Origin of the sequence: Kitasatospora sp. RG8 (assembly GCF_017813315.1) — a bacterium.
Lineage (GTDB): Bacteria > Actinomycetota > Actinomycetes > Streptomycetales > Streptomycetaceae > Kitasatospora.
The window spans coordinates 22,476-39,595 of the sequence record NZ_JAGIYX010000014.1; the positions used below are offsets into that span (position 1 = coordinate 22,476).

13 protein-coding genes and 1 pseudogene are annotated in these 17,120 nt (G+C 70.5%); 11 read left to right on the forward strand and 3 right to left on the reverse strand.

The genetic code is table 11. The annotated features are described in order from the left end of the window. Positions 1–20 precede the first annotated feature (20 nt). The 7 genes from lysX to J5Y04_RS21200 all read left to right on the forward strand — a co-directional run bounded on the left by lysX (position 21) and on the right by J5Y04_RS21200 (position 9,248). Entirely contained in the window at positions 21–1,580 is a 1,560-nt protein-coding gene (gene lysX / locus J5Y04_RS21175) for a bifunctional lysylphosphatidylglycerol synthetase/lysine--tRNA ligase LysX (RefSeq protein ID WP_148644220.1), read from the forward strand. Positions 1,581–1,584: 4 nt separating this feature from the next. Beyond that, positions 1,585–1,707, forward strand: a complete 123-nt coding sequence (locus J5Y04_RS42945; protein WP_256463529.1) for a hypothetical protein — start codon at positions 1,585–1,587, stop codon at positions 1,705–1,707. Between the two features lie 119 nt (positions 1,708–1,826). Beyond that, a complete protein-coding gene (locus tag J5Y04_RS21180; RefSeq protein ID WP_148644219.1) occupies positions 1,827–2,264 on the forward strand; it encodes a BlaI/MecI/CopY family transcriptional regulator in 438 nt (145 codons plus the stop codon). A gap of 9 nt (positions 2,265–2,273) precedes the next feature. Next, entirely contained in the window at positions 2,274–2,810 is a 537-nt protein-coding gene (locus J5Y04_RS21185; RefSeq protein WP_148644218.1) for an amino-acid N-acetyltransferase, read from the forward strand. 92 nt (positions 2,811–2,902) lie between these two features. Next, complete coding sequence (locus tag J5Y04_RS21190) at positions 2,903–3,253, forward strand: Lsr2 family protein (protein ID WP_209413649.1); 351 nt, start codon at positions 2,903–2,905, stop codon at positions 3,251–3,253. A 770-nt stretch (positions 3,254–4,023) separates the two neighbouring features. Continuing rightward, on the forward strand, positions 4,024–6,543 hold the full coding sequence (locus J5Y04_RS21195; RefSeq protein WP_209413650.1) for an ATP-dependent Clp protease ATP-binding subunit: 2,520 nt from the start codon (positions 4,024–4,026) through the stop codon (positions 6,541–6,543). Positions 6,544–6,896: 353 nt separating this feature from the next. Beyond that, positions 6,897–9,248: an immune inhibitor A domain-containing protein gene (locus J5Y04_RS21200; RefSeq protein ID WP_209413651.1), complete on the forward strand. Its 2,352-nt coding sequence runs from the start codon at positions 6,897–6,899 to the stop codon at positions 9,246–9,248. Between the two features lie 158 nt (positions 9,249–9,406). On the opposite strand, the gene J5Y04_RS21205 is transcribed toward J5Y04_RS21200, so the two are convergent. After that, entirely contained in the window at positions 9,407–10,576 is a 1,170-nt protein-coding gene (locus tag J5Y04_RS21205; RefSeq protein WP_209413652.1) for a low specificity L-threonine aldolase, read from the reverse strand. Between the two features lie 385 nt (positions 10,577–10,961). Here J5Y04_RS21205 and J5Y04_RS21210 point away from each other — a divergent pair, with 385 nt between their 5' ends. Continuing rightward, a complete protein-coding gene (locus J5Y04_RS21210; RefSeq protein WP_209413653.1) occupies positions 10,962–11,897 on the forward strand; it encodes a M23 family metallopeptidase in 936 nt (311 codons plus the stop codon). A gap of 128 nt (positions 11,898–12,025) precedes the next feature. Here J5Y04_RS21210 and J5Y04_RS21215 read toward each other — a convergent pair whose 3' ends face one another. Next, positions 12,026–12,655: a TetR/AcrR family transcriptional regulator gene (locus J5Y04_RS21215; protein WP_209413654.1), complete on the reverse strand. Its 630-nt coding sequence runs from the start codon at positions 12,653–12,655 to the stop codon at positions 12,026–12,028. Between the two features lie 227 nt (positions 12,656–12,882). On the opposite strand from J5Y04_RS21215, the gene J5Y04_RS21220 reads away from it, so the two are divergent. Then, entirely contained in the window at positions 12,883–14,499 is a 1,617-nt protein-coding gene (locus J5Y04_RS21220) for an MDR family MFS transporter (protein ID WP_209413655.1), read from the forward strand. 115 nt (positions 14,500–14,614) lie between these two features. On the opposite strand, the gene J5Y04_RS21225 is transcribed toward J5Y04_RS21220, so the two are convergent. Next, entirely contained in the window at positions 14,615–15,544 is a 930-nt protein-coding gene (locus J5Y04_RS21225; RefSeq protein WP_209413656.1) for an A/G-specific adenine glycosylase, read from the reverse strand. A 182-nt stretch (positions 15,545–15,726) separates the two neighbouring features. On the opposite strand from J5Y04_RS21225, the gene J5Y04_RS43265 reads away from it, so the two are divergent. Then, positions 15,727–16,629, forward strand: coding sequence for a hypothetical protein (locus J5Y04_RS43265; protein WP_209413657.1), 903 nt, complete (start codon positions 15,727–15,729; stop codon positions 16,627–16,629). A gap of 140 nt (positions 16,630–16,769) precedes the next feature. Next, positions 16,770–17,044 (forward strand): annotated as a pseudogene (locus tag J5Y04_RS21235) (S8 family serine peptidase); the annotation flags it as partial. Positions 17,045–17,120 lie beyond the last annotated feature (76 nt).

Consider the following 17,120-nt stretch of genomic DNA (forward strand, 5'->3'; position numbering starts at 1 on the left):
TGGCTGGCTACCCTTGTGGGGTGAGCGATCAGAGCCCCCTCCCCGCGACCGACGACCTTCCCGAGCAGATGCGCGTCCGGCGCGAGAAGCTGGACCGGCTCCGGGCGGCCGGCGTCGACCCGTACCCGGTCGGCTTCCCCCGGACCAGCACCATCGCGGACCTCCGTGCCAAGCACCCGGACCTGGCGCCGGACACCGCGACCGGCGAGCGGGCCGGCATCACCGGCCGCGTGATCCTCTCCCGGACGGGCGGCAAGCTCTGCTTCGCCACCCTGCGCGACGGCTCCGGCGACCTCCAGGTGATGCTCTCCCTGGACAAGCTGGGCGAGGAGCGGCTGGCCGCCTGGAAGTCCGACATCGACCTCGGCGACCAGGTCGGCGTCGAGGGCGAGGTGATCACCTCCCGCCGCGGCGAGCTGTCGGTGATGGTGGACAGCTGGGCGCTCACCGCCAAGTGCCTGCGCCCGCTGCCGGACAAGCACAAGGGCCTGACCGACCCGGAGGCCCGGGTCCGCCAGCGGTACGTCGACCTGATCGTCAACCCCGAGGCCCGCGAGATCCTGCACCTGCGCTCCAAGGTGGTCCGCTCGATCCGCCGCACCTACGAGGAGCGCGGCTACATCGAGGTCGAGACCCCGATGCTCCAGCCGGTGCACGGCGGCGCCAACGCGCGCCCGTTCAAGACGCACATCAACGCGTACGACATCGACCTCTTCATGCGGATCGCCCCCGAGCTGTACCTCAAGCGGCTGGTGGTCGGCGGCGCGGAGAAGGTCTTCGAGATCAACCGCAACTTCCGCAACGAGGGCGCCGACTCCACCCACAACCCCGAGTTCACCTCGCTGGAGTCGTACGAGGCCTACGGCGACTACGACACCCAGGCCGAGCTGATCCGGGCGACGATCATCAACGCCGCCCGCGACGCGCTGGGCACCACGGTGATCCGCGGCCTCGACCCGCACGGCGTCGAGCACGAGATCGACCTGGCCGAGCCGTGGGCCGAGGTCAGCGTCTACCCCGGCATCTCCGCCCACCTGGGCACCGAGGTCACCCCGGAGACCTCGGTCGAGGAGCTGCGCAAGCTGGCCGCCGAGCACGGCATCCCCTTCGAGAAGGAGTGGGGCCACGGCCAGATCGTGCTGGAGATGGTCGAGCGCCTGCTGGAGGAGAACGCCGTCGCGCCGACCTTCATCAAGGACTACCCGACCGAGGTCTCCCCGCTGACCCGCCAGCACCGCTCGGTCGCGGGCGTGGCCGAGAAGTGGGACCTGGTGATCTTCGGCACCGAGATCGGCACCGCCTACTCCGAGCTGGTCGACCCGGTCGAGCAGCGCGCCCGCCTGACCGCGCAGTCCCTGCTGGCGGCGGGCGGCGACGTCGAGGCGATGCAGGTCGACGAGGACTTCCTGCGGGCCCTGGAGTACGCGATGCCGCCCACCGGCGGCCTCGGCCTCGGGGTGGACCGCCTGATCATGCTGCTCACCGGCAAGAACATCCGGGAGACCGTGCTCTTCCCCCTGGTCAAGCCGGAGCCCAAGGCGTCCGCCGCCACCGCGGCGGAGAAGACCGAGGAGGAGTGACCTGATGGACTACGTCAGCGCGATCGTCCCGCCGCTGGTCATGGCGATCGGCTTCGGCTTCCTGGTGCGGGCCATCATCCGCAGCCAGGGCGGGGCCCAGAAGGCCAAGGAGGACCTGGTCGACTGACCCGTCAGCCGCCCACGAACACCGGCGCGCCGCCATTCCCGATTCCCGGGGGTGGCGGCGCGCCGGTTTGGTGGCACTTCACAAGATTTGCCCCATTCACTCCCTATCCTGGCCGCACTATGGTCCGGCAACTCGGCGAACTTGAGAACGCCATCATGACCCGGGTGTGGCAGTGGAACCGACCGGTCACGGTTCGCGAGGTTCTCCTGGATCTGCAGGCGGAACGCGAAATCGCGTACACCACGGTGATGACCGTCCTGGACAAGCTCCACAGAAAGGGCTGGCTGCGCCGCGAGCGCGCCGGCCGGGCCTATCGATATGAGCCGGTCTCGTCCCGCGAGGCGTACACGGCGGCGCTGATGAACGACGCCTGGGCCACCAGTGACAATCCCGCGGCCGCCCTGGTGCACTTCTTCGGCCTGATGTCGCCCGAGCAACGGGAGGCGCTGCGGGACGCGTTGCGGGTGGCAGCCCTGTTCCCGGCCGATCCCGCCCCGCCGGATTCCGCGGAGCCCGGGGCGGATACCGGGGAGACCGGAGCGGGGCCGGCGCGATAACGTCCCGCCATGGAGGTCACCATCCGCCGGGCGCGGACCACGGACGTGCGGACAGTGCGCAGGCTCATCGACGCCTACTCGCGCGACGGCATTCTGCTCGACAAGCCCACCGTCACACTGTTCGAGTCCGTCCAGGAGTTCTGGGTCGCGGAACGCGACGACAACGGCGCGGTGGTGGCCTGCGGCGCGCTGCACGTCATGTGGGAAGACCTCGCGGAGGTTCGTACGCTCGCCGTCGATCCGTCCTGCCGCGGACACGGCGTCGGACATCTGCTGCTGGAGAAGCTGCTGCAGACCGCCCGCTGGCTGGGCGTCCGTCGGATTTTCTGCCTGACGTTCGAGGTGCCCTTCTTCGCGAAACACGGTTTCGTCGAGATCGGCGAGCTCCAGGAAACCGATGATGGTACGACAGACCCGGCGGCGATCGCTACGGATGTCTATGAAGAACTTCTCCGCTCGTACGATGAAGGTGTCGCGGAGTTCCTCGACCTGGAGCGCGTGAAGCCCAACACTCTGGGCAACTCGCGCATGCTGCTGCACCTGTGAGCGGCTCCCGACCCCCTCAGGGGTTTGTGTTTTCCGCTGAAAGGCGCTTTCCTTTCCTTAGGCAATGGGTCGTTTAGCGGAAAGGGAAGCCCGTGGCACAGAGGGTGCAGGTCATTCTTGAAGACGATCTCGACGGCGGTTCGGCGGACGAGACGGTGACGTTCGCGCTCGACGGCGTTGCCTACGAGATCGACCTGAAGAGCGCCAACGCGGACAAGCTCCGCGGTCTGCTGGCGCCGTACGTGGAGAAGGGCCGCAAGCAGAGCGGCCGGCTCGCCGGCGCCCGCCGTCCGGGCCGCGGCACCACCCCGCGCCCGTCCGGCAGCGCTCCGGACACCGCGAAGATCCGGGCGTGGGCCAAGGAGCAGGGCCTGGAGGTCAACGACCGCGGCCGGGTCCCGAGCAACGTCCGGCAGGCCTACGAGGAGGCCAACGCATCCTGACCCCGGCGCCGTCGCAGGGCCGGAACGGGTGCGGGGTGCCGGCGCGGGCCGGAGGCGTTCCCGGCACACGCGCGGGGCGCGGAGGGTCCTCCTCCGCGCCCCGCGGCACGTGCCGGGGCAGCAGCCGGCCCGGGGGCGGGCGCCCGTTCGGGCACCCGCAGGGGCAGCGGTGGGGGCACCGGTCCGGCCGGTGTTCCGGGAACCGGTGTCCGGGATCCGCACCGGACGGTGTTCCGGGATCCGCCGCGGGCCGCCTCCCGGACCGCGTTCTGGGCGGTGTTCCGGGCGGCGGAACAATCACAGGCTGTGCAACGCTGTAGGAGCGAAGCGGTAACGCCGGCACCACCGGACGGCCCACCGGCCGCAGCTGCCGCGGCTGAACCACCGTCACCGCCGGCCGACTTCTCGCCAGGCGAACACCGCCACCGCGGAAACTGCGCGAGAACCGCCCCGATACCGGGTATGAATGCAGGTGGACGGGGTCCTGGACCCCGCCCGGGGCAGTTAGCGCGACCGGACGGGGGCTGTCCGGATCCGCCGGGCCCGGCGTTGTTCGCCGATGGCGTAGCGGTATCTGGTGCATCCGGCCCACCTGTGGGAACACCGTCTTCCAGCATCAGGTTGGGATTGGTGTCGGCTGGTCGCGCAGCAAGTCGCTCCCGTACCGGGGAGTGAATCCGTGGGCCGCGCCGCTGAGCGGGACTAGCATGCGGAAGGACAGGGCGGGGACCGACCCCGAACTGCCCGACCGCTCTGAGGAGCGATAAACGATGTTCGAGAGGTTCACCGACCGCGCGCGGCGGGTTGTCGTCCTGGCTCAGGAAGAAGCCCGGATGCTCAACCACAACTACATCGGCACCGAGCACATCCTCCTGGGTCTGATCCACGAGGGTGAGGGTGTCGCCGCTAAGGCCCTGGAGAGCCTCGGGATTTCTCTTGAGGCCGTTCGCCAGCAGGTCGAGGAGATCATCGGCCAGGGCCAGCAGGCCCCGTCCGGTCACATTCCCTTCACGCCCCGGGCGAAGAAGGTCCTGGAGCTTTCGCTCCGCGAGGCCCTGCAGCTCGGCCACAACTACATCGGTACCGAGCACATCCTGCTCGGCCTGATCCGCGAGGGCGAGGGCGTCGCCGCCCAGGTCCTCGTGAAGCTGGGCGCCGACCTCAACCGGGTGCGCCAGCAGGTCATCCAGCTGCTCTCCGGGTACCAGACCGGTGGCGGCAAGGAGTCGGCCACGGCCGGCGGGCCCGCCGAGGGCACCCCGTCGACCTCGCTGGTCCTGGACCAGTTCGGCCGCAACCTCACCCAGGCCGCCCGCGAGGCCAAGCTCGACCCGGTCATCGGGCGCGAGAAGGAGATCGAGCGGGTCATGCAGGTGCTGTCCCGCCGCACCAAGAACAACCCCGTGCTGATCGGTGAGCCCGGCGTCGGCAAGACCGCCGTGGTCGAGGGCCTGGCCCAGGCGATCGTCAAGGGCGAGGTCCCGGAGACGCTCAAGGACAAGCAGCTCTACACGCTGGACCTCGGTGCCCTGGTGGCCGGCTCGCGCTACCGCGGTGACTTCGAGGAGCGCCTGAAGAAGGTGCTCAAGGAGATCCGCACCCGCGGCGACATCATCCTGTTCATCGACGAGCTGCACACCCTGGTCGGCGCGGGCGCCGCCGAGGGCGCCATCGACGCCGCCAGCATCCTCAAGCCGATGCTGGCCCGTGGCGAGCTGCAGACCATCGGTGCCACCACGCTCGACGAGTACCGCAAGCACCTGGAGAAGGACGCCGCGCTGGAGCGCCGCTTCCAGCCGATCCAGGTCGCCGAGCCGTCGCTGCCGCACACCATCGAGATCCTCAAGGGCCTGCGCGACCGGTACGAGGCCCACCACCGGGTCTCCATCACGGACGCCGCCCTGGTCGCCGCCGCCACCCTGGCCGACCGCTACATCTCGGACCGCTTCCTGCCGGACAAGGCCATCGACCTGATCGACGAGGCCGGCTCCCGGATGCGCATCCGCCGGATGACCGCGCCGCCGGACCTGCGCGAGTTCGACGAGAAGATCGCCGACGTGCGCCGCGAGAAGGAGAGCGCGATCGACGCGCAGGACTTCGAGAAGGCCGCGTCCCTGCGCGACGACGAGAAGCAGCTCCTGCAGGCCAAGGCCAAGCGCGAGAAGGAGTGGAAGGCCGGCGACATGGACGTCGTCGCGGAGGTGGACGAGGAGCTCATCGCCGAGGTCCTGGCCACCGCCACCGGCATCCCGGTCTTCAAGCTCACCGAGGAGGAGTCCTCCCGGCTGCTGCGCATGGAGGACGAGCTGCACAAGCGCGTCATCGGCCAGAAGGACGCCATCAAGGCGCTCTCCCAGGCCATCCGGCGCACCCGTGCGGGCCTCAAGGACCCGAAGCGCCCTGGCGGCTCGTTCATCTTCGCCGGCCCGTCCGGTGTCGGTAAGACCGAGCTGTCCAAGACGCTCGCCGAGTTCCTCTTCGGCGACGAGGACGCGCTGATCTCGCTCGACATGTCGGAGTTCTCGGAGAAGCACACCGTCTCCCGGCTCTTCGGCTCGCCCCCCGGCTACGTGGGCTACGAGGAGGGCGGCCAGCTCACCGAGAAGGTGCGCCGCAAGCCGTTCTCCGTCGTCCTCTTCGACGAGGTCGAGAAGGCCCACCCGGACATCTTCAACTCGCTGCTGCAGATCCTGGAGGACGGTCGCCTGACCGACTCCCAGGGCCGCGTGGTCGACTTCAAGAACACCGTCATCATCATGACGACCAACCTCGGCACCCGGGACATCTCCAAGGGCTTCAACCTGGGCTTCGCGGCCACGGGTGACACCCAGACCGGGTACGAGCGGATGAAGGCGAAGGTCGGCGAGGAGCTCAAGCAGCACTTCCGCCCCGAGTTCCTGAACCGCGTCGACGACATCGTGGTCTTCCACCAGCTGTCCGAGGAAGACATCATCCAGATCGTCGACCTGATGATCGACAAGGTGGACGGCCGCCTCAAGGACCGCGACATGGGCCTGGAGCTCAGCGTCGAGGCCAAGAAGCTGCTGGCCAAGCGCGGCTACGACCCGATCCTGGGTGCCCGTCCGCTGCGCCGCACCATCCAGCGCGACATCGAGGACCACCTCTCCGAGAAGATCCTCTTCGGCGAGCTGCGGGCCGGCCACATCGTGGTCGTCGGTGTCGAGGGCGAGGGCAAGGAAGCGAAGTTCACCTTCACCGGTGTGGAGAAGTCCGCGGTTGCGGACACTCCGGCCGCGGTTGCCTCGCCGGGTCCGGACCTGACGAAGTAGCAACATTTAACAGATAACAGACAACGGTCTGAGCCCCCGGCGTTCGCGCCGGGGGCTCAGACCGTTTTGCGCGCGTTGGCAAAACCTGTGATCCACCCCACGAAGCCGCAGGTGGGGGCCGCAGCCAGGGGGTGGTGCGAGTGCGACCAAATCAACCGTCATCTTTAATGCCAATGGTGTTGACAGATCGTCAGCTGATAGGGAGTCGCGGAGCATAGCGGTGTGGCCATGTCACGGTCAAGGTCTATCTTTTCCGTCGACCCTTGGATCAAATGTCGTCCACCTGTCTTTCATTTGGTTTACCGGAAGGCCATGAGCCGGACCGGTTTGGGGAGGACGTCACAACGTTGAAGATGACCAGGAAAGCCGCTGCGGGCGTTTCGGCCGCCGCGGTCATAGCCGCGCTCGGCGCGGGGCTGCTCCCGGGCACGGCCTACGCCGCCGGGTCCGCCCCGGTTCCGCAGGACCCGGCCGACGCCGTTCAGGTCAGCACTGAGCACAACCTGCCGGGCCCGCTCACCGAGAAGGTCGAGGCCGAGCAGAAGGCCGCCACCGAGCAGCTCCTCGCCGGCACCGCCAAGATCGAGCAGCACGGCGGCGGCAGCAGCATCAAGCTCGGCAAGGACAAGTACGTCGAGCTGGCCCGTGAGCGCACGGACAAGATCTTCACCATCCTGGTCGACTTCAGTGACCAGGTGGACAACACCACGAAGACGCCGGACGGCAAGGTCAAGTTCGGTGGCACCCCCGGTCCGGTGCACAACCAGATCGAGAAGCCCGACGCGGCGACCAACAACTCGACGCTCTGGCAGGCTGACTACAACCAGCAGCACTACCAGGACATGTACTTCAGCAAGACCCAGGACTCGCTGAAGACGTTCTACGAGAAGCAGTCCTCGGGCCGCTACACCGTCGACGGCCAGGTCACCGACTGGGTCAAGGTGCCGTGGAACGAGGCCCGTTACGGCTCGGACTACTGCGGCCAGCACGTCTGCAACAACGCGCAGGACCTGATCCGCGACGGCATCAACGCCTGGGTCGCCGACCAGAAGGCCAAGGGCCAGACGGACGCTCAGATCAAGGCCGTCATCTCGCAGTACGACCAGTGGGACCGGTACGACTACAACCACAACGGCAACTTCAACGAGCCGGACGGTTACATCGACCACTTCCAGATCGTGCACGCCGGTGAGGACCAGTCGGCGGGCGGCGGCAAGCAGGGCACCGACGCGCTCTGGGCCCACCGCTCGTACGTCTACGGCACCCAGCGCGGCTCGACCGGCCCGGCGAACAACCTGCTCGGCGGCACCCCGGTCGGCGACACCGGCATCTGGATCGGCGACTACACCATGCAGCCGGAGAACGGCGGCCTCGGTGTCTTCGCCCACGAGTACGGTCACGACCTCGGTCTGCCGGACCTGTACGACACCTCGGGCAGCGGGATCGACAACTCGGTCGGCTTCTGGTCGCTGATGTCCTCCGGCTCCTGGCTGGGCGAGGGCAAGAACTCGATCGGCGACATGCCGAACGACCTCGACGTCTGGAGCAAGCTCAAGCTCGGCTGGCTGAAGTTCGACAAGGCCAAGGCCGGCACCGAGTCGACGCACCACATCGGCCCGGTGGAGTACAACTCCAAGCTGCCGCAGGCGCTCGTCGTCGACCTGCCCAAGAAGACCGTCACCACCGTGATCAACACCCCGTTCGCGGGTGCCAACGAGTGGTGGAGCGGCAGCGCCGACGACCTCGACGTCACGATGACCCGCGACGTCGACCTGACCGGCAAGACCTCCGGCTCGCTCAAGGCCAAGGCCTGGTACGACCTGGAGCAGGACTTCGACTACGCCTACGGCGAGGTCTCCACCGACGGTGGCGCCACCTGGAAGACCCTTGAGGGCACCTTCAACGGCACCGCCCTCCCGCACAACGCCGCCGACAAGGCGTCGCTGAGCGGCAACTCGGGCGACAAGTGGGGCGACCTGGTCTTCCCGCTCGACGCCTATGCCGGCAAGGCCGTCAAGGTCCGCTTCCACAACACCACCGACGGCGGTCTGCACCTCAAGGGCCTGGCCCTGGACGAGATCAGCATCACCGCCGACGGCGCCACCGTCTTCACCGACGGTGCCGAGAACGGTGACAACGGCTGGGCCGCCAAGGGCTTCTCCCGCATCGCCGGCAAGTTCTCGAACGAGTACGCGAACTACTACATCGCCGAGAACCGCCAGTACATCTCGTACGACCGGACCCTCAAGACCGGCCCGTACAACTTCGGCTTCGGTACCGCCAAGCCGAACTGGGTGGAGCACTACCCGTACCAGGCCGGTCTGCTGATCTGGTACTGGGACGAGTCGCAGACCGACAACAACGTCACCAACCACCCGGGCGAGGGTCTGATCCTCCCGATCGACTCGCACCCGACCCCGATCAAGTGGGCCGACGGCACCCTGATGCGCCCCCGCATCCAGGGCTACGACTCGACCTTCGGCTCGCGCAAGACCGACGCGCTGACCCTGCACAAGGCCGGCGTCGAGACCGTCGTCCCGCGCGCCAAGGGCGTCGACGAGTTCAGCGACCTGAAGTCGTACTGGTCCGAGGACAACAAGTACAGCAGCGTCAAGGTCCCGAAGACCGGCACCAGCATCGAGGTCGAGAACGAGTCCTCGAACTACCTGGAGACCTGGATCCGGGTCCGCCCGGTCGACAACTGATCGAAACGAGCAGTGACGATCAGCCTCTGACCAGGCATCACTGATTCACCCGTCCGGCCCGTCCCCGCACCCGCGGGGACGGGCCGGACGTTCTTTCAGCCCGGCTCCCCCGACTCAGGACGGCTCAGCCCGACGCAGGGGGTCCGGTTCAGTGCGGTTCAGAGCGACTGCCTCGGCAGCAGGGCGAGAAAGGCGTCCACCGCCTCCGCGATCTCCTTCTCGGTCCAGTCCAGCGCGTCGGCCGCCACGGTGACCTCGGTCATCGACAGGCCGGGCAGTTCCCGCTCCCGCCAGGCGCCGAACAGGGCCGTCCCCGCCTCCTCCGCCAGTCGCAGGCCCGCGGTGTCCAGCTCCTCCGGGGTGTAGGGCAGCCAGAGCTGGAACTGGTGGGTGTGCGGCGGCGCCGGGTGGACCCGCGCGCCCGGGACCACGGCGAACGCCTCCGCGAGCGCCGCCGCGACCGTCTTGGCGTGCGTCACGTACCCGGCCAGCCGCGGCAGTTCGCGGTCCAGCCCGGCCAGGGCGGCCAGCGCCGCCGGCCACTGCTGGAAGAGCTGGCCCCCGTAGCGGTGCCGCCAGGCCCTGGCGGTCCGGACGAAGGCCGAGCCGCCGGCCAGCGCGGCACCGCTGATCCCGCCGAGCGTCTTGTAGAAGGAGACGTAGACCGAGTCGGCCGTCGCGGTGATCTCCGGCAGCGAACGCCCGAAGTGGACGGCCGACTCCCAGATCCGCGCGCCGTCCAGGTGCAGCGCCGCCCCGTGCCCCTCCCGGACCACCGCGGCGACCGCCTCCAGCTCCGCCCAGGTCGGCAGGACGAACCCGGCCTCGCGCAGCGGCAGCTCCACGATCATCGCGGCGTACGGCTCGTCGAACGCCTCCAGCTCGGCCACCGTCGGCAGCCGCGGCGCGACCGTGGGCCAGACGCTGCGCAGGCCCCCGAGCACGGTGAGGGCGTGCCGTTCGTGCTGCTCGGTGTGGCCGAGCGGGTGCGTCGCGACCGTCGGCAGTCGGGCGGCCTCGGCGTGGATCCGCAGCGCCACCTGCTGGGCCATGGTGCCGGTCGGGAAGAACGCCGCATCCTCGGTGCCGAGCAGCCCGGCGACCTTCTGCTCCAGGGCGCCGACCACGCCGTCGCCGTACATGTCCGGCCGGCGGTCCAGGTCGTAGACGCCCTCGGCGTCCTCGGCCAGAGCGGCCAGGTGCTCGCGCAGGGTCCGCGGCCGGGTGCCGGAGAGCAGCCGCTCGCAGCCGCGCCGCGCGGCGAAGCGGCGCTCCTGGAGGCCCGGACCGTGGCCGCCTTCGGTGGATTCGCTCCTGTTGGGATACATGTGTCGATGGTCCCGCAGTGGAGGCCTCCGGTCAGCGGTGCGGGCGCGTGCCCCGGATCCGTACCCCGGAGGCGTCCAAACCCCGGAGGCGGGTGGCACTGGTCACAGCGGCCCGCGGCAGTACGACCACCGGTAGTAGATGACCCGGACGGACGCACGGAACGGCCCAGGCCGTGAACCGACGACCGGATCGTCTGATTGTTACTCCGTCAGATTGAATCTCCGGCGCCACGCCGACTACACGCCGTAGTACGTCACACCGTTTGGGACTCCGCTCGGTGACGGTTACACCTGAGTGGTCCCCCCTCAGCACGCCCGAACGGGCTCGTTGTGCCGCCCCCGTACGTCCGTGAGGTTGAGCTCCCCGATGTCTTCCGTCCCGCCCATGGGGCCGGCCCTCCGCCGCCTCGCCGCCCGCGCGGCGACCCGGGCGGCGGCCTGGCAGCCCCGGCTCGGCCAGGCCGTCCGCACCCACGCCGCCCCGCTGCGCGCGCTCACCGCGCCCGGCCACACCCTGCCCCTCGGCCCGCTCAGGGCCGACCGGCACCGCACCGTCACGGCGGTCGGGGCCAGCGCGGTGATACTGTCCGGCGCCCTGCTGGTCGCCGCCCCCGGCAGCGCCTCGGCGCAGACGGTCATACCGACCACCCCCGGCAGCTCGGCGTTCACGGCCGCGCAGGGCGCGGCTCCCGCCGCGTCCCTCGTCCAGGTGGCGGGCCCGAGCTCGTACAAGCTGCCGCACCAGCACGACTCCGCCCAGGAGTACGTGGCGGTCGCCGCCAACCTGCTGGCCACCGAGCCGCCCGCGGCCGCCCCGGCACCGTCCGCCGACCAGGCGCCCGCCGCCGAGCCGGCCCCCGAGCCCGCGCCCGCTCCGGCCCCCGCCCCGGCTCCGGCCCCCGCCCCGGCTCCCGACTGGTCCGCCCCCGTCCCGGGCGCGCCGACCAGCAACCCGTACGGGGTGGCCAACCCCGAGTACGCGGCCGGCTACCACACCGGGGTGGACTTCGCGGTCGCCCCCGGCACCCCGCTGCTCGCGGTCGGCAACGCCACCGTCGTGTCGGCCGGCTGGGACGGCGCCTACGGCAAGGAGGTCGTGCTCCGGCTCTCCGACGGGCGCTTCGCGCAGTACGCGCACATGTCGTCGATCTCGGTGTCGGCGGGCGAGCGGGTGTCGGCGGCCGAGCAGATCGGCAAGTCCGGGAACACCGGCAACTCGACCGGGCCGCACCTGCACTTCGAGATCCGCTCCAGCAACCACTACGGCTCGGTGATCAACCCGATCGCGTACCTCTCCGGGCACGGGGTCACCGGGTTCTGAGCGGCCCACAGCTCCGACGGGCCCCGGGGTGCGGCCGGGTGTCCGGGGCCGCGGCCGGGCGTCCGGACCCTGGGGCGCGGTCGGGCGCCCCGGCCGTCACCGGGTGTTCGAGTGCGGCCCCGGCCCGGTCAGACGCGCGCCGCGGGGTGGTCGATCAGGGCGCCGATCTCCAGCGCGACCCGCTGCGCGGCCGCCATCGCCTCCTCCAGCGTGGCCACCTTCACCGCGTCGTCCGGCACGTGCCCGGCCGCCTCTTCGTCGGAGGTGTCCTGCTTGAGCAGGAACAGCGCCGAGTTGATGGCGAACAGCGACATCGCGGCGCGCAGCCGGTCCTCGAAGGTGGCCTCCGGGCCGTGCACCAGACGGACCATCGCGACCATCCGCTCCTTGAACTCCAGCCCGGCCGGCGAGTCGCGCAGCGCGGGCTGGTTCTCGTGGAAGAAGCGCAGCAGCGGCGCCCGCTCGGACATGCCCGCCGCGAACCGCCGGATCAGCTCGTCCCGCAGCTCCGGCGTCCAGGGCCGCTCACGCCCCCACGCGATGGTCTCGTCGATCGGGGCGGCCATGCTCTCGACGATGCCGTGGACGATGTCGTCCTTGGTCTTGAAGTGGTAGTAGAGCGCGGCCTTGGTGACGCCCAGCCGGTCGGCGATCTCCCGCAGCGAGGTCTGCTCGTAGCCCTGCTCGGAGAAGAGCTCCAGTGCCACCACGATGATGCGGGCCCGGGTGTCGCTGCGGGGGCTGTGCGGAGTACCCATGGCCTGCCTCATGACTGCGTCGGTTGACTTCTACTCGTTCGCCGGGTGCCGTTCGGCACCTTCCCCCGGGCTCATTCTCCCTGCCCAGGACACCGGCCGGGAAACTGGCTTGACGACCGGCTAGCGAACAACCTACCGTGCCCACGGTCAACAAACTAGCCGGGCGACAAGTAAGTGAGCCGCGAAGGCCCGACCGGTCGTCCGATCCTGTCCGGGAGACCCCACCCATGTCACAACCCAAGGCCGACAACCCGGCACCGGAGAAGAAGACGTCCGAGGAGGAGGAGGAGCAGCCGCGCTCCCCCCGTGAGATCCGCCTGGTGATGGTCGGCCTGGTGGTCACCATGCTGCTCGCCATGCTCGACGGCCTGATCGTCGGCACCGCGATGCCGACCATCGTCGGCGACCTCGGCGGCGCCGAGCACCTCTCGTGGGTGGTCACCTCGTACACCCTGGCCACCGCCGCCTCCACCCCGATCTGGGGCAAGCTCGGCGACCTCTACGGCCGCAAGGGCACCTTCCTCACCTCGATCGTGATCTTCCTGGTGGGTTCGGCCCTCTCCGGCCTCTCCCAGAACATGAACGAGCTGATCGGCTTCCGCGCCCTCCAGGGCCTGGGCGCCGGCGGCCTGATGGTCGGCGTGATGTCGATCATGGGCGCGCTGGTCCCGCCGCGCGACCGCGGCAAGTACCAGGGCATGTTCGCCGCGGTGATGGCGCTCGCCACCATCGGCGGCCCGCTGGTCGGCGGCTTCATCACCGACCACCTGAGCTGGCACTGGACCTTCTACATCAACCTGCCGCTCGGCGCGGTCGCGCTCGCCGTCGTCATGGTCACCCTGAAGCTGCCGAAGGTCCGCAGCAAGGCCCGGATCGACTACCTCGGCGCCGTCCTGCTCACCACCGGCATCACCGCACTGACCCTGATCACCACCTGGGGCGGCCAGGAGTACGCCTGGGGTTCCAAGCAGATCCTGGGCCTGGCCGCGCTGGCCGCCGCCACCCTGATCGCCTTCTGCTACGTCGAGCAGCGGGTCCAGGAGCCGATGCTCCCGCTCGGCCTGTTCAAGAACCTGAACTTCACCCTGGTCTCGATCATCGGCTTCGTGGTCGGCTTCGTGATGTTCGGCTCGACCGTCTTCCTGCCGCTGTACCAGCAGATCGTCCAGGGCGCCTCGGCCACCAACTCCGGCCTGCTGCTGATGCCGATGATGTTCGGCATGCTGGTCGTCTCGCTGGTGGTCGGCCAGGCGGTGACCAAGACCGGCAAGTACCGGATCTTCCCGATCATCGGCACGATCGTGATGACCGTCGGCATGGTGCTGCTCTCCACGCTCTCCACCGACACCAGCAGCTTCGTCGCCTCCTGCTGGATGGTGGTGCTCGGCGCCGGCATGGGCTTCCTGATGCAGATCACCATGCTGGTCGCGCAGAACAGCGTCGAGCTGAAGGACATGGGCGTGGCCAGCTCCACCGCCACGCTGTTCCGCACCATCGGCGGCTCCTTCGGCGTCGCCCTGTTCGGTGCGCTGTTCAACAACCGCGTCGCCGCGACCATGAAGGACCGGCTCGGCGAGGCGGCCGCGAACGGCGGCGGCAAGGGTGACCCGAGCCAGCTGAGCCCGGCCGCGCTCAAGGCGCTGCCCGCCCCCGTCCAGGACGCCTACCACCACGCCGTGGCCAACGGCATGCACACCGTCTTCCTGTGGGGCGCCGGGGTCGCGGTGGTCGCGGTCGCCGCCGCGCTCTTCATGCGCGAGGTCCCGCTGCGCGGCGCCGGTGGGCCGGCGCCGGAGGGCGACGGCAAGGCCACCGAGCCCAACGCCGAGGCCGTCGCGATCTGACGTCCCGCCACCCGGAGATCCCCCTCTTCCTGTCAGGAGAGGGGGATTTCCTGTTTCCGTCCGCCGGACCGGCGGGAGCCGCAGCGGCGGCGCGTACGGCCGCCGCTGCGGGCGACTACTGCGGCAGCCGGTAGACACCCTGCTCGACCGGCTCGACCAGGCCGTCGGCGACCAGGCCATCCAGCGCCCGGGCCCGCTGCACCGCGTCCGGCCAGACGGCGTCCAGCCGGGCCTGCTCGACCGTGCCGTGCTCGGCGCGCAGCACCGCCAGCAGCTTCCCGCGGACCTGCCGGTCGGTCCCCTCGTACGACTGGCCGCGCCGGGCCGGACCCTCGTACGGCGGGCGGCCGGCCCGCTGCCAGGCGCAGCCGGCGAACAGCGGGCAGCCGCCGCACTCCGGGCTCCGGGCCGTGCAGACCAGGGCGCCCAGCTCCATCACGGCAACGGCCCAGGTCGCCGCCGTCGCGGTGTCGTCGGGAAGCAGCGCGGTCGCCGTCCGCCGCTCGGCGGCCGTGGTGGCCTGCGCCGGGTACTCGACACCCGTCACCGCCCGGGCGAACACCCGGCGGACGTTGGTGTCCAGCACCACGTGGCGCTGCCGGAAGGCGAACGAGGCGACCGCGGCCGCCGTGTACTCCCCCACCCCGGGCAGCGAGAGCAGCGTCGCGTGGTCGTCCGGGACGAGGCCGCCGTGCTCCTCGGTGATCGCCACCGCCGCCGCGTGCAGGCGCAGCGCCCGCCGCGGGTAACCGAGCCGGCCCCACATCCGGACCGCCTCACCGGGCGCCTCGGCGGCCAGGTCGGCCGGCGTCGGCCACCGCTCCAGCCACGCCGCGTAGGCGGGCAGCACCCGCTTCACCGGGGTCTGCTGGAGCATGAACTCGCTCACCATCACCGCCCAGGGCGAGGCCTCGGGAGTCCGCCAGGGCAGCTCGCGGGCGTTGGCCTCGTACCAGCCGAGGACGGTCGAGTGCAGCACCGGCAGCGGCATCGGCAGCGGGTCGGTGGCGGCACGGGGGGCGGGGGTGACGGTGATGGCAGCCATGGCCCTTCGATCCTCCCACGCCCGCCCGGGCATCCGAAGCGGAGTGGGTGGCTCCGGATCGTCTCGCGAAACCCCCCGCCCGGCCTCCCCCGAACGGCGCAAATGGCGGATCATGTGAAGGAAGGGGCGACTGTGCGGTGTTGGTGAGTCACAGGGCACACACTGTCTCGTAGAGTTTGGGCGTGCCCTCTCTCCGTCAACCCGTGGGACCACTGCCGGCTTCGATCTACTGGCGACGGCGCGTCGTCGTGCTCGTCGCCGTCGCCGCGGTCGTCGCCCTGATCGCCTGGCTGATGTCCGATCAGGGCGGTGGCGACGGCGGATCATCCGGCAAGGCCGCGCAGGCCGCACCCTCCCAGTCCCAGACCCCCGCCCAGGCGATCACGCCCGGCGCCTCCCCCAGCGGCTCCGCGAACAACTCGCGCCCCGGCAGCGGCGGCAGCGGCGGTACCAACCCGGGCGGCGGCGCGGTCTCCGGCTCCGGCGGCGGCGACGTCAGCCTCAGCACCGGCGGCACGGGCGGCGCGCCCAACCCCGCCCCCGCGACCGGCGGTGCGGCGGGCGGCGGCACCGCGGGCGGTGCGGCCGCGGGCGGCGGTACGGCCGGCGGCACCAGTGGCAGCGGCGGAAGCGGCGGCGGCGCCCCCGCGGTGAACACCCCCGAGGTCATGGCCCTGCCCGTCTGCGCGTCCTCGCAGGTGACGCTGGAGCTGGCCGGGGCCCAGAACTCCTACCAGCCCAAGGACAAGCCGAAGCTGGCGCTGACCGTCCACAACTCCTCGGCCGCCAACTGCCGGGTGGACCTCGGCCGGACCGCCTCCGCCATCACCGTGACGGCCAGCAACGGCGAGCGCATCTGGTCCTCCGGCGACTGCCCGTCCGACCGGGGTGGCAACTGGGTGCAGATCCCGGCGAACGGCAGCCTGACCGAGACCTTCACCTGGGACCGCAGCCGCAGCAAGCAGCAGTGCGCCACGGCCGACCCGGCGCCCGCACCGGCCGGCAACTACCTGGTGGTCGCCGACCTCACCGGCCTCTCCGGCGGCCAGGTGTCGGCGCGCTCCTCGATCCGCCTGGAGAGCTGAGCCCGCCTCACCCCGCCTTCCCGAAGCCCCGGCCTTCCCGCCGGGGCTTCGGCGTGTTTCCGGGTGCTCGCCGGCGGGACCCCGGAGGGCCGGCCCGGGGCACCGGAGGCGGTCTTTCCCAGGCGGCCCACCCGCGCGGGGCGAGCTACTCCAACTACGGCAGCCGGGTCGACCTCTTCGCCCCCGGCAGCTCCATCACCTCGGCCTGGAACACCGCGACACCGCCACCAACACCATCTCCGGCACCTCGATGGCCAGCCCGCACGTGGCCGGCGCGGCGGCGGTCTACCTCTCGTACCACCCGGGGGCCACCCCGGCGGGCGTCACCACGGCCCTCGCCTCGGCCGCGACCAGCGGCAGGCTCACCTCGATCGGCGGCGGCAGCCCCAACCTGCTGCTCCGCTTGACGCAGTAACGGGCGCGCGACGACGGAACGGCCCCCGGGGGATCAACTCCCGGGGGCCGTTCCACGCGTCCGGTGTTCCACCCGT

Excerpts from the sequence above, each read along its gene's own strand:
- J5Y04_RS42945 (WP_256463529.1), top strand. The coding sequence starts at position 1,585 with ATGGACTACGTCAGCGCGATCGTCCCGCCGCTGGTCATGGCGATCGGC.
- J5Y04_RS21180 (WP_148644219.1), top strand. The coding sequence starts at position 1,827 with ATGGTCCGGCAACTCGGCGAACTTGAGAACGCCATCATGACCCGGGTG.
- J5Y04_RS21185 (WP_148644218.1), top strand. The coding sequence starts at position 2,274 with ATGGAGGTCACCATCCGCCGGGCGCGGACCACGGACGTGCGGACAGTG.
- J5Y04_RS21195 (WP_209413650.1), top strand. The coding sequence starts at position 4,024 with ATGTTCGAGAGGTTCACCGACCGCGCGCGGCGGGTTGTCGTCCTGGCT.
- J5Y04_RS21200 (WP_209413651.1), top strand. The coding sequence starts at position 6,897 with ATGACCAGGAAAGCCGCTGCGGGCGTTTCGGCCGCCGCGGTCATAGCC.
- J5Y04_RS21205 (WP_209413652.1), bottom strand. The coding sequence starts at position 10,576 with ATGTATCCCAACAGGAGCGAATCCACCGAAGGCGGCCACGGTCCGGGC.
- J5Y04_RS21210 (WP_209413653.1), top strand. The coding sequence starts at position 10,962 with ATGGGGCCGGCCCTCCGCCGCCTCGCCGCCCGCGCGGCGACCCGGGCG.
- J5Y04_RS21215 (WP_209413654.1), bottom strand. The coding sequence starts at position 12,655 with ATGGGTACTCCGCACAGCCCCCGCAGCGACACCCGGGCCCGCATCATC.
- J5Y04_RS21220 (WP_209413655.1), top strand. The coding sequence starts at position 12,883 with ATGTCACAACCCAAGGCCGACAACCCGGCACCGGAGAAGAAGACGTCC.
- J5Y04_RS21225 (WP_209413656.1), bottom strand. The coding sequence starts at position 15,544 with ATGGCTGCCATCACCGTCACCCCCGCCCCCCGTGCCGCCACCGACCCG.